Origin of the sequence: Microbulbifer sp. YPW1 (assembly GCF_013367775.1) — a bacterium.
Lineage (GTDB): Bacteria > Pseudomonadota > Gammaproteobacteria > Pseudomonadales > Cellvibrionaceae > Microbulbifer.
In genome coordinates this window covers 3,003,344-3,015,826 of record NZ_CP055157.1, presented here as the reverse complement: position 1 = coordinate 3,015,826, position 12,483 = coordinate 3,003,344, and the positions used below count along the sequence as shown (strand labels likewise).

The window sequence follows — 12,483 nt, the reverse complement described above, 5'->3', positions numbered from 1 at the left end:
ACAGATTTTTTTTCAAACCCCCGAGGCCATTGACTGTGAATATACGGCCAATAGCCTCTAGCAATAAGCAACCTTTACTTTATCACCAAGTTCACCGCTCGCCCGCGATCACCAACCGCACTGACGATCCTTGTTCTGCTCCTGCAGGTAAGCCATCAGTGGCTGGAAATAATCCACAATGGCGGATGCATCCAGCTCTCGCTGGCCAGTAAGCGCCTCCATGGCATCGGGCCACGGCTTGCTCGCACCCATGGCGAGCATATTGCGCAGCTTTTTGCCGGCGGCATCATTTTTGAAAATGGAACAGCGATGCAGTGGGCCCGTTTCTCCCGCGGCCTCACACAGTGCGCGATGGAACTGGTACTGCTGGATGTGCGCGAGGAAGTAACGGGAATACGGGGTATTGCCCGGGATGTGATACTTCGCACCCGGATCGAAATTCGCTTCACTGCGCTGCACCGGAGCCTCGATACCCTGGTACTCCTCACGCAGCTTCCACCAGGCCTTGTTGTAATCCCCCGGCTTCACCTCACCGTTGAATACCTGCCAACGCCACTTGTCTACCAGCAAACCAAACGGCAGGAAAGCAATCTTGTCCAGCGCCTGCTGCATCAGGTAACCGATATCTTTGTCCGCGCCGGGAATTTCCTCCAGTAGACCGATTTGCTTCAGGTACTTGGGCGTAATGGAGAGCGCGATGGTATCCCCGACTGCCTCGTGGAAACCGTCATTGGCCCCTTCTTTGTAAAGGTAAGGCTGCTTGTTGTAGATACGCTGATAGAAGTTGTGCCCCAGTTCATGGTGGATGGTTACCAGATCTTCACCGGTTTTATTGATGCACATTTTGATGCGGATATCATCCTGACCATCCAGGTTCCAGGCACTCGCGTGACACACTACATCGCGATCGCGCGGCTGCACGAACTGGGAACGCTCCCAGAAAGTTTTTGGCAGCGGCTTGAAGCCAAGGGAGGTAAAGAAGGTCTCTCCCGCCTTCACCATATCCTTCTCACTCATGCCGGAATCCACAACCAGCTGGGTAAGATCGTAGGGCGCCTCCATGTCGTCGTCTTTGACGATCTCGTACACATTACCCCACTGCTGCGCCCACATATTGCCCAGCAGGTGCGCCGGGATTTTTCCACTGGCAGGCGCAACGTCGTCACCGTAGTGCTCGTTCAACTTCGCACGCACATGACAGTGGAGCGCCTCATACAGCGGCTTTACTTTGCCCCACTGATTGTCCATATCCGCGGCGAATTCGTCCGCGGGCATATCGTATTTCGAGCGCCACATGACACTCAGGTTGTCGTAACCGAGCTCCTTGGCGCCGGCATTGCCGATTTCCACCTGGCGCTCGTACAGCGGCTTCATCGGCGGAGAAACTTTACGCCAGCCTACCCACAGGTCCTTGAGCAACTTGGGGTCCCGGCTGTTGGCCATCATCTGGCCCATTTCTGTCAGGGTGTAGCATTTGCCTTTTTCATCACCCTCGGCACTGCCATCACCCGTCTTTTGTTCGGGGCAATATTTACCTGCGCCGTACATACCCTGCATTTTTGAACCGATCTGGGCCAGCTCAGCGGTCAGCTTGGGGTCGTTCGGTGCCGGGAATACCAGCCCCTGCTTCAGCATGGTGAGCATGCGGCGGGTTTCCGGATCCAGGTCCACATCGTCGAATTTAGCAGCCTCCTGGGCCAGCTCCACTGCCAGTGCGGTGTATCGCTCTACTGCCAGCGCTTCGGTGAACTGGGAATCGACATTGATGTAGGTGGATGCCAGCCAGCTCGCATGACTGACTTCTTCTGCCACGGTCTCCAGCCGCTCCTGGGCACTTTCCAGAAAAGCCTTGGCGTCTTTCGCGTCCATTGCATCACTGGCACCATCGCCCTGGGCCACTGTGCCTGCACTGGTATTGTCAGCCCCGTAGGAAACTTCTGAAGCGGAAGACGGTACTGGCGCGTGGGCTCCAGATTTGTCGTTTCCACTATCGCAACCTGCTGCGGCCGCAGCAGCGGCAACGGCGATGACCAAGGCTAGTTTTTTCATCGGTATCCTCTGGTGTATTTATTGAATTATTGGCTGGGACCGTCCCGGATAAGGGCGAAGAGAAAATCTTTTACTGTCGCGATTTATAGCACACGGTTCTCCTCTGGCGGGATGAGGCCGCGGATCAACGGAGCACATCGGCACAAAATTCCCTCTAACCGCAGCGATTTGGAGGATTATTTCGCAAACACGGACGGGCGAGAAATTCGCTGACGAGGCAAATGGATAGAAAGTGCACAGCAGCGCGCAAAGACAACCGCGATCAGAGACGGATAAACAAGAGGAAGGGACTATCGGGGTGGGCAGGAAGCCCAGAGGAAATTGGAGGCAGCCCAACCAGCACACCCCCGGCACATGATGTCACTGCTACCGTTGCTCCCTTCCGGGCCTGGCGGGGTTCACAGCTGATCATTGCGAGGAGACCGGAAGGGCCGCCACAACGCTCGAGCACTCAGGCTAGCACTAATCGACAGCTGTCGCTGCCAGTTACCACCCTGGAGCCAGTCGCCATATAACGACCTGCGCTCGAAGAGGGCGCGATTATAGAGACTCGTGGCGCCAGTATCCAGCCCCAATTTGGGTCACGACAAAATAGTTAATGCCGGGCAGGGAAAAACCTCCCACCAAAGCGCCAAATTGCCATGGCAAAAAGCTATACTGTGCGGCGCCCGAACCCGGGCCCTTCGTCCACTTCTCAGCCACCTTCTGACCGGAAACCTTATGCACCTGTTTGTCGACAGCCTCACCAACGTGGATTTCAGTTATCTCCACCGCAGCCGCGGCATCGTTGGCGAAACCTGGCTGGCCAACGCCGCCCTCGACGGTGCTCTGGATGAGCAGGGCATGGTGTGCGATTTCGGCATCGTGAAGAAAACCCTGCGCAACTGGCTGGATACAGAGCTGGACCACCGCCTGCTGGTACCCACCCAGTCCCCACAGCTGTCCCTTGAACAGCGCGAGGACGGCATCCAGCTGGAGTGGAAGCTCGACAGCGGTGAGACCATTTCCGTCGGCGGGCCGGCTCAGGCCTTTGCCCTGGTGGCTGCCGAGTCGATCACGCCCGAGTCGGTGGCGACCTGGTGCGTGGGCGAGCTGGATGGCATCTTCCCCACCAGCGTGGATAAGCTGCACCTGGGTTTCACCAGCGAAGCGATCGATACGCCGTTTTATCACTACAGTCACGGGCTGAAGAAACACGACGGAAACTGCCAGCGGATTGCCCACGGACACCGCTCGCGCATCCGCATCGATGTCGACGGACACCGCAGTCCGCAACTGGAAAGCGAATGGGCAGAGCGCTGGGCAGATATTTACCTGGGCACCCGCGAAGACCTGCATTCCGAGTCCGAGCAGACTTTGCACTTCGCCTACAGTGCGCGCCAGGGGGCCTTCACTCTCAGTATCCCGGCAAACCGCTGTGAAATTCTCGAATGCGATACCACGGTGGAACAGCTGGCCCAGTACATGGCCGATCAGCTGGCCACCGCGCACCCGGGTCACGAGATCCAGGTGCGCGCCTACGAAGGTATCGGCAAGGGTGCTATCGCCTCGGCGAAGCGCTAACCCGCCGTGAACCTGATCCTTTTAGAGCCCGGTGATTTTCTCGATTCCGGCCTGGCGGGCGAGCCAGGCTCGCCGGTAATTGCCACACTTCGCGGCCGCCGTTTCCAGCATATCGTCGAGGTACACCGGGCCGCCGTGGGGGACACCCTCAAGGTCGGGCTGCTCGATGGACAAATTGGCGAAGGGGAAGTGATCGAGCACAGCGAGGGCCAGATCACCCTGCGGGTATCCCTGCACCGCGCACCGCCGCCGCCCCTGCCGCTCACCCTGATCCTCGCCCTGCCCCGCCCCAAAATGCTGAAGCGCACCATTCAGCACGCCACCGCGCTCGGGGTAAAACAGCTTTACCTGATCAATGCCTACCGGGTGGAGAAATCCTACTGGCAGAGTCCCTGGCTGAGCGAGGAAAAACTTCGCGAACAGTGTGTGCTTGGGCTGGAGCAGGCGGTGGATACCGCAATGCCGAAGATCGAATTACGCAAACGCTTCAAACCGTTTGTGGAAGATGAGCTGCCCGATATTGCCGCCGGCTCCCGCAAACTGGTAGCGCATCCGGTAACCGACAACCCGTGCCCGGTAGATATCCCGGACCAGACCACCCTGGCGGTAGGCCCGGAGGGCGGCTTTATCCCCTACGAGGTGGAAAAATTGCAGGAAGCGGGCTTTGAATCCGTGCACCTGGGACCCAGGATTCTGCGAGTTGAAACCGCCCTGCCGGTATTGCTGGCCCGACTGTTTCCCGGCCGATAGCCCCTCTACCAAAACTCCCCCAAACCTCTCCGCAAAAATCAGCCGCAATAAACCCGCTGCAATAAAAAAGCCGCGCTAAAAAGCGCGGCTGGAATGGCAGTCAAGACACTGCCGGGTCTCACAGAGCGGGGTGTGGGGACACCCCAAGAGAACTGATGATTGCCTGTTCAGTTCCGGGTAGCGACTTAAGCCGCTACTTCAGAATCTACTGCAGATTTCTGCAAAGCCAGTTTCGGATCGACGTACTCATAACCCAGCACATCTGCCACCGCCTTGTAGGTCACCATACCGGCGTGCACGTTCAGGCCTTCCAGCAGGTTGGCGTCATCCAGCAGCGCCTGCTTGGCACCTTTGTTGGCCAGAGAAACAGCGAACGGCAGGGTCGCGTTGTTCAGGGCCATGGTGGAGGTACGGGCAACACCGCCGGGCATGTTGGCAACACAGTAGTGGACCACGCCGTCTACCACGTAAGTAGGCTCCTGGTGGGTAGTGGCTTTGGAAGTTTCGAAACAACCGCCCTGGTCGATCGCAACGTCCACAACCACCGCACCTTTCTTCATGCGGCTGATATGGTCGCGGGTCAGCAGCTTCGGAGCCGCAGCGCCCGGGATCAGTACCGCACCGACAACCAGGTCAGCTTCCAGTGCGTGCTTTTCAATGGCATCGTTGGTGGAGTACTCGGTGCGCACAGCGCCACCGAAGATATCGTCCAGCTGGCGCAGGCGCGGCAGGGAGCGATCCAGAATGGTCACGTCAGCACCCATACCCAGCGCCATCTTGGCAGCCTGGGTACCTACTACACCACCGCCGATGATCAGCACTTTGGCCGGCGCTACGCCAGGCACGCCGCCCAGCAGTACGCCGAGGCCGCCCTGGGCTTTTTCCAGGTGGTGGGCGCCGCACTGTACGGACATACGGCCGGCAACTTCAGACATGGGCGCCAGCAGCGGCAGGCCACCGAAGCGATCGGTTACGGTTTCATAAGCAATACAGGTCGCACCGGATTTCACCAGCAGTTCGGTCTGCTTGGGATCGGGCGCGAGGTGGAGGTAGGTGTACAGCAGCTGGCCGGGACGCAGCATTTCACATTCGTGGGGCTGGGGCTCTTTTACCTTCACGATCATGTCGGCAGTGGCGAAGATTTCTTCCGCGCTGTCGATGATCTTGGCTCCAGCCTGCTCATACATTTCATCGGTAAAGCCAATGGCTGAACCACCGTCTTTCTGCACGATTACGTCGTGACCATGGCCGATCAGCTCGCGTACGCTCGCCGGGGTCAGGCCGATCCGGTACTCGTGGTTCTTAATTTCTTTTGGGACACCGATCAACATAACGAATCTCCTCAATTACTCTGTGAGCGCAGTCTCGTGCGCCCCTTCTTTTGTTGGATTTCCGCAGTATAGGGCTCTCTTTTGAGTGGATTTCTGGACATTTTTAAATATCATTAGTGGAATCCACTAGCCAACTGGCGTAAAGAACGTTTTTTAGCCAAACAAGACCAAAATTTGCGCCACAGACAAGTCAAGTCGGCTATTTAGCCGCCTTTCCCTGCGTCGTGGAGGGCAGCCAGTAACCAGAATGACCAATAAGTCAAAACGTCGGAGACAGAGAGTGAAATGAAAAGGCGTGCCAGTGAACTCAGCACCATCGACCGCAACATCCTGCGCGTATTGCAGAAAAACGGTCGCACCAGTTATGCAGAGCTCGCCCGCCAGGTGGGCCTTACCGCCACCCCCTGTGTGGAGCGGGTAAAGAAAATGGAATCCGACGGAGTGATCCAGGGCTACACCGCACTGATCAACCCCGAGTATCTGGATGCGGCGCTGGTGGTGTTTGTGCAGATCCGCCTGAACCGCTCCGCCCAGGATGCGTTCGAGGATTTCCGCACCGCGGTATCTGCCCTGCCCGAGGTCCAGGAGTGCTATCTGGTCTCGGGGAATTTCGATTACCTGATCAAGGCCCGGGTGGCGGACATGAGCGCCTACCGCAAATTTTACGGAGAGACCCTGCTCACCCTGCCGGAGGTGCAGGAATGCACCAGCTATGTGGTGATGGAACAGGTAAAGGAGACCCTGGAGGTTCCGGTACATTACAACCGCTAAACAAGCACCTATCACGTCAACAAACATCAAAAACGCGCCAACTATTGGACAAACGACCACCGTCCAACGTGCCAGCCTCTACGATTAGTGGGGATAGGTTTTTTAACTCACGTTGCGGGTAATGATGTACCAACCTCTACGTAACCAGCTCCATTGGCGGAATCTTGTTTTCCTGGCCTGTCTGCTGCCCGTCGGCTGCGGGGACAAGGAGGCGGCCAAACCAACACCACCGCCGAAAAAAGTAGAGGTGGTTGAAGCCAAGCGCATGAGCTTCAGGCCCAGCTTTGAAGTGCCCGCGGTGGTAGAAGCAGTGGAAACCGCACAGATTTTTCCCCTGGTCGCTTCGAGAATCCTCTATCAAAACATCGAGCCGGGTAAGTATTTCAAGCGGGGGGAGGAACTGGTAAGGCTTGACCCTTACCCGTTCGAGACCGCGGTTGCGACGGCGGAGTCGAGCGTCGCCGAAGCGATGGCCAATTACGAGGAAGCCAGGTCCAACTTCAGTCGCGCACGCAACCTGCGCCCGCAGGGGTATATCTCTGCGAAAGACTTCGACACCGCAAAATCCGAAATGCAGGCAGCGGAAGCAAAGCTCAACACGGCGCAAACCGCGCTCAGCCAGGCGAGACAGGATCTGTCTCATACCTCTATCGTTGCGCCATTTTCCGGTCGTGTCGGACATCCAAACTATGCGGTAGGCGACTTCTTCATACTTCCGAACTCGGTACCCATTACCCAGCTCGTCAAAATAGACCCGGTGTATGTGCTCGCCCATATCGGCCAGAAGGCGTACAACGAGTTTTACAGTGCGGTGGAGAAGCTGAAGCAACAAGGACGTGCCATTCCCAATATGGAGCTCTACATCGTGTTACCCGGTGACACCGTGTACCCGTTCAAGGGGGAGTTTTTCTCCTGGGATGCCACGGCCGCCTCAACCCGGGGAACCATCGCCGCGCGCGTCCTGTTCCACAACCCCGACGGCCTGCTTCTGCCCAAAGAAAATGTCACGCTGCACGGCAAGCTACTGGAGGAAGTGCAACGCATCGTCATTCCCCAGAAAGCAGTCTCCCAGGATCAGCAGGGTCATTACGTCTACCTGCTGGACAAAGAAAGTAAAGTGAAGCGGGCGAATATCGAAGTCGGTATGCGCATCGGCCCCAACTGGGCGGTGCGCAAAGGGCTCAATGTAGGCGACCGGGTGCTCGTCGAGGGCCTACAAAAAGTCAGCGCCGGCGATGCCGTGGAAGTCACTCCAGTAGACATCAAACAGCTCGAAGACCCTGCCCCATCCAATCTCCGTCCCCCACCCCATTCACTGCGCGAGCAGCTACGCGCGGAGCGGGAAGCATTCCGGGAATATCAGAGAGCGACCATGGAAATGCGGCAGCGCAACGAGCCGGGCGATGTCTATACGCCCTATGACACCGGCAAGTAACCCGGGAACCTAATTCGTGAGCAGTAACGGCCACCTCTTTATTAATCGTCCGCGCTTCGCCTTTGTGATCGCCATATTGATCACATTCATGGGCCTGCTCGCAGCCATGGTGATGCCGGTAGATCAATACCCGGATATCGCGGCGCCCAAAATTTCGGTGGTCGCCACTTATCCCGGCGCCGATGCCGAGACGGTAAAAAACGCAGTTGCGATCCCCATCGAGGAACAGGTGAACGGCGCCGAGGGCATGGTTTACATGACCTCTAATTCCGGCAGCGACGGTACCTACACGCTATTCATGACGTTCGACATGGATACCGACGACGACATGGCCCAGGTGGATGTGCAGAACCGGGTCGCACTGGCAGAGCCGTCCCTGCCACCGGAGGTATTGAAACGGGGGATCAAGGTTCGCAAACGCTCATCCGACATGCTGATGGTCGTAAACCTGTTTTCCCCGGATGAACGGTTTGACGGCGTCTTCCTGTCCAACTTCGCTTCGCTCAACCTGCTGAACGAACTGGCCCGCGTACCCGGTGTGGGGGAGGCAAAAATCATTGGCCCGCTGGATTACGGCATGCGTATCTGGCTCGATCCGGTGAAAATGGCGAACCTGGAAATTTCCGTTCCAGAGGTACTGGGCGCGATTCGGGAACAGAACATCCAGGCGGCCGTCGGGCAACTCGGTTCACCGCCCTCGCCCGAGTCCACCCAGTTCCAATACGTGCTTACCACCAAAGGCCGGCTGAATTCGGAAGAAGAGTTCGGAGAGATTGTGCTGCGCGCCGATGAAAATGGCGGCGTCGTCAGGGTCAAGGATATCGCACGTGTGGAGCTCGGTGCCCAGATCTACAAAGGCTACGGCGAGTACAACAATGGCCCCGGTGTCCTGCTGGCAATTTATAAACTGTCGGACGCAAACGCACTGGAGGTTGCGGAGAATGTGAAAGCCAAGGTAGAGGAGCTTTCACAGTATTTCCCCGAGGGCGTCGAAGCGGTCATTGGACACGATACCACCGAATTTATTGCTGTCTCCCTGGAGGAGACGGTGATGACCCTGATCATGACCGTTATCCTGGTCATCATCGTGACCTACCTGTTCCTCGGTAATGTGCGTGCCGCACTGGTACCAACCCTGGCAGTACCGGTATCCATTATCGGCACTCTCGGCGTCCTCTACGCCATGGGTATGACCATCAATACGGTCACGCTATTCGGTTTGATCCTCGCCATCGGTGTAGTCGTGGACGATGCGATCATCGTAGTGGAAGACGTCGAACGTATCATGCACGAAGAAGGCCTCGACAAGCGCACCGCCACTGCCAAGGCCATGAAGGAAGTGTCGGGCCCTATTGTCGCTACCTCGATGGTGCTGCTCGCGGTATTCGGGCCAACAATGTTACTGCCGGGCATGACCGGCCGTATGTTCGGGCAATTTGGTACCACCATTACAATCGCGGTGCTGATCTCCATGATCAATGCACTGACACTGAGCCCGGCACTGTGTTCAACGGTACTAAAGGAAGGCCATCACAAGCCCAACCCGGTCATTCGCGGCTTCAACTGGGGCTTTGAAAAGGTCTCCGCCGGATACCTCAAAATCGTGGACTGGCTCGCCCGCCATATACTGCTGAGCCTGGTCATCATCGCTGGCCTCTTCGTCTGCCTGGTTCTTATGTTCCAGACGGTTCCGAGGAGCTTTATCCCCGATGAGGACAAGGGCTTCTTCATGGTCGATGTCCAGCTGCCGGAAGCCGCAGCGCTGGATCGCACAGCGAAAGTCATCGACCAGATCAATGAAGTACTGATGGAAGACCCGGCCATCGACAAGGTGCTTTCCGTTAACGGGTTCAGCCTGCTCAACGTGATGCTGCAATCAAACGCGGGCATGGTGATCGCCAAGCTGAAACCCTGGGATGAACGCAAATCCCCCGAGGTATCACAACAGGCACTTCAGGCAAAATACCAGGCGCAGTTTGCCCAGCTGCCCGAAGCCCAGGTACTGGTCTTTGGCGCTCCGGCAATTCCCGGCCTGGGCGCCATGGCCGGCTTCTCGTTTATGCTCGAAGACACACAGGGGGTCGGCGCCCAGGAACTGTTTAAGGTGGTACAGGACTTTTCCGCCGCCGCTACCGAGCAGCCAGAAATAGCCCGCGCTTTCTCCATTTTCAAGGCCGGCTCACCCCAGATCCGCCTGGATATTGATCGCGTAAAAGCCAAAACGCTGGGTGTAAAGATCAGCGATATTTTCATGACCTTGCAGACCCAGCTCGGGGCGATCTACGTTAATGACTTCAACCTGTACAACAAGACCTTCAAGGTCATGGTGCAGGCCGAGTCCCGGTTCCGCCAGCAGGAGAGAGACCTCGAAAAAATCTACGTCACCAACAACAAGGGCGAACCCATCCCCCTGCCGGCCATCCTGAGCACCGAGCCCATTCTCGGCGCAGTGACACTCAAGCGATACAATACCTACGATTCAGCAAAAATCAGCGGCGGCCCCAATGTTGCCGGCGGCTTCAGCTCCGGGGATGCCATGGACGCGCTCGAGCGCGTCGCGATAGAGACACTGCCCGCCGGCTTCAAATACGACTGGTCCGATTCCAGTTATGAGGAGCGCAAAGCCGGCAACGCGTCCACCATTGCCCTGGTGCTCTCGCTGATATTCACCTTTCTGTTCCTGGCAGCCCTCTACGAATCCTTCCTGACGCCTCTCGCGATTATCCTCTCGGTCCCCATCGCCATCGTCGGTGCCTTTGCAGCGCTGATCATCGCAGGTGAGCCCCTCAGCCTGTACGGCCAGATCGGGCTGGTACTGCTGGTCGCCCTGGCCGCGAAAACCGCGATCCTGATCGTGGAATTCGGCAAAACCCAGCGCGAAGTGGAAAGGCTGTCTCTGCACGATTCCACGGTCACCGCCGCAAAATTGCGCTTCCGCCCCGTCATCATGACGACCTTGTCGTTTGTGGTGGGCACCATTCCCCTGGTGATTGCATCCGGCGCCGGCGCCGCCAGCCGGATATCGCTCGGCACCGCGGTGATGGGCGGCACCATCATGGCGTGTATCGCCGGTACACTACTGGTACCCATTTTCTTCAAGATTGTTCAGGGGCTGCGCGAAAAGGTACATCGGGGAGAAACGGGAGGACGGAATCGTCCGGAAGAAAATCCGGAGCAGACAACCCAGCACTAAGTGAGCCGCCACATGGGCAGCAAGCTGGTTGCTCCAGGGAGATACGGGTACCGACTGCTGGCCGGCACCCGGAAGCGGTTCTCAGTAGTTGATACCGAGCTTGCGATACAGGAAGCCAATCACCCAGGCCGGGCCGATCAGCAGGAACTGCAGGTCCTTGAAGAAAGAAGGCTTCTTACCCTCGATATGGTGCCCCACAAACTGGAACACCCACATCACCACAAACAGCCCCACGGACCACCACAACACACTCTGCCCGCTCCGCTCCAGCGCACTGCAAGCACCCAGGCAAAGCAGGGAAAGCGCGATCATTCCCAGTGCCAGGGGAAATGACATCAACAGGTAAAACAGCATCGTGGGTATCAGGGCCACCACCGCCCAGTTCAGCCAGACCAGCTCCGCCATCCACTGGGGCTGAGGAATGGACCAGAAGAGACCGACAACCGTCAGATAAATCAGGGGCACCGCCACCCAGTGAATGGCTTTATTGGTGGAATTCTGGTGGCTCTCGCCGTATTCGCTGAACCATTGGTCTGCTGTGCGCATGGTTTGCCCTCGCCTTGGTTGTTATTGGATTGGCTTTTGGGATGGTACAGGAGAACTGAAACAGACCAAATGGTCACATTGAATGCTGCTTCGACAAGAACCAGTACTATGGAACATTCTAGAAAAGCAGTTGTGCCACACGATCCAACTTAGCTTTAAGCTTTAGTTCATCTGGGCTGGAAAATTCCCTTGATGAAAGAATGCCAAACGTAAACGGAATATCTGAACTAATACTTTCCAGCGGGTTTCTCCCCCCCCTCAGCTTCATTGAAAATAAAGTTCATTTGCGCACGAATTGAATCTACAGCCGGACTCCGTCCATGCAATTCTTCAAAAAAAGATATTGATATCAATACATCAGCTGCGCGACATTTGAGATCAATGAGATCTAAGGAATTGCTATCCCCCATGCTAGCACTCCAAGCGCAAAGAATTCCCAACCACTTAGTCTAACCTAACGATTGCAACCAATCGCTATAGAACTTTTCTTGATCCTCTGGACTTGAAATTTCCCCACCAGAAAAATCAAAAATATCAACCATGTCAGTTTTCCTAGCCTGCTTCCCCATTGTCAACTCATAAGCAAGTTTCCCTCCAGCCATACTTCTTGACATTCTAGACGGAAAAACATTTCGCTTAGCTCCGTTACATTCAAACTCTAAGTTTAACTCCCTCGCCTTTACCCTAACCTTTTTAAATGCTTCAAAAAGGTCGCCTGCAGTAACAAGGCAATTAAAAATATCGGGAACATCAACCTCTAAGGTAAATGGTGGCTCCAATGTAAATTTAAACTCTGCAGGTATCAAGCCACCTCGATATCGTGCAGACACTCGTTTAGTTTCCAT

Annotated in this window: 9 protein-coding genes and 1 other RNA gene; 5 read left to right on the top strand and 5 right to left on the bottom strand. The window is 56.4% G+C overall.

Going from position 1 to position 12,483, the window contains the following annotated elements; genetic code table 11:
• Positions 1–108 precede the first annotated feature (108 nt).
• Positions 109–1,869: a M2 family metallopeptidase gene (locus tag HUW35_RS12240; protein WP_181255690.1), complete on the bottom strand. Its 1,761-nt coding sequence runs from the start codon at positions 1,867–1,869 to the stop codon at positions 109–111.
• A 511-nt stretch (positions 1,870–2,380) separates the two neighbouring features.
• An RNA gene (ffs, locus tag HUW35_RS12235) (signal recognition particle sRNA small type) lies at positions 2,381–2,477 on the bottom strand.
• A gap of 292 nt (positions 2,478–2,769) precedes the next feature.
• Here ffs and HUW35_RS12230 point away from each other — a divergent pair.
• A complete protein-coding gene (locus tag HUW35_RS12230) occupies positions 2,770–3,612 on the top strand; it encodes a 6-carboxytetrahydropterin synthase (RefSeq protein ID WP_181252584.1) in 843 nt (280 codons plus the stop codon).
• 6 nt (positions 3,613–3,618) lie between these two features.
• Complete coding sequence (locus tag HUW35_RS12225; RefSeq protein WP_181252583.1) at positions 3,619–4,362, top strand: 16S rRNA (uracil(1498)-N(3))-methyltransferase; 744 nt, start codon at positions 3,619–3,621, stop codon at positions 4,360–4,362.
• A 185-nt stretch (positions 4,363–4,547) separates the two neighbouring features.
• Here HUW35_RS12225 and ald read toward each other — a convergent pair whose 3' ends face one another.
• Positions 4,548–5,693 (bottom strand): alanine dehydrogenase, encoded by a 1,146-nt coding sequence (ald, locus tag HUW35_RS12220; protein WP_181252582.1) that lies wholly within the window; start codon positions 5,691–5,693, stop codon positions 4,548–4,550.
• 285 nt (positions 5,694–5,978) lie between these two features.
• On the opposite strand from ald, the gene HUW35_RS12215 reads away from it, so the two are divergent.
• From HUW35_RS12215 to HUW35_RS12205, 3 genes are all read left to right on the top strand, one after another.
• Positions 5,979–6,464 (top strand): Lrp/AsnC ligand binding domain-containing protein, encoded by a 486-nt coding sequence (locus HUW35_RS12215; protein WP_181252581.1) that lies wholly within the window; start codon positions 5,979–5,981, stop codon positions 6,462–6,464.
• 121 nt (positions 6,465–6,585) lie between these two features.
• Positions 6,586–7,899, top strand: a complete 1,314-nt coding sequence (locus HUW35_RS12210) for an efflux RND transporter periplasmic adaptor subunit (RefSeq protein ID WP_181252580.1) — start codon at positions 6,586–6,588, stop codon at positions 7,897–7,899.
• Between the two features lie 16 nt (positions 7,900–7,915).
• Positions 7,916–11,092 (top strand): efflux RND transporter permease subunit, encoded by a 3,177-nt coding sequence (locus HUW35_RS12205; RefSeq protein ID WP_181252579.1) that lies wholly within the window; start codon positions 7,916–7,918, stop codon positions 11,090–11,092.
• Positions 11,093–11,173: 81 nt separating this feature from the next.
• Here the strand turns inward: HUW35_RS12205 and HUW35_RS12200 are convergent, their stop codons facing one another.
• Together HUW35_RS12200 and HUW35_RS12195 are read right to left on the bottom strand one after the other, a co-directional pair.
• The gene (locus HUW35_RS12200; RefSeq protein ID WP_181252578.1) at positions 11,174–11,638 is read right to left on the bottom strand and encodes a DUF962 domain-containing protein; all 465 of its coding nucleotides are present in this window, start codon (positions 11,636–11,638) and stop codon (positions 11,174–11,176) included.
• Positions 11,639–12,087: 449 nt separating this feature from the next.
• Entirely contained in the window at positions 12,088–12,483 is a 396-nt protein-coding gene (locus HUW35_RS12195; protein ID WP_181255798.1) for a hypothetical protein, read from the bottom strand.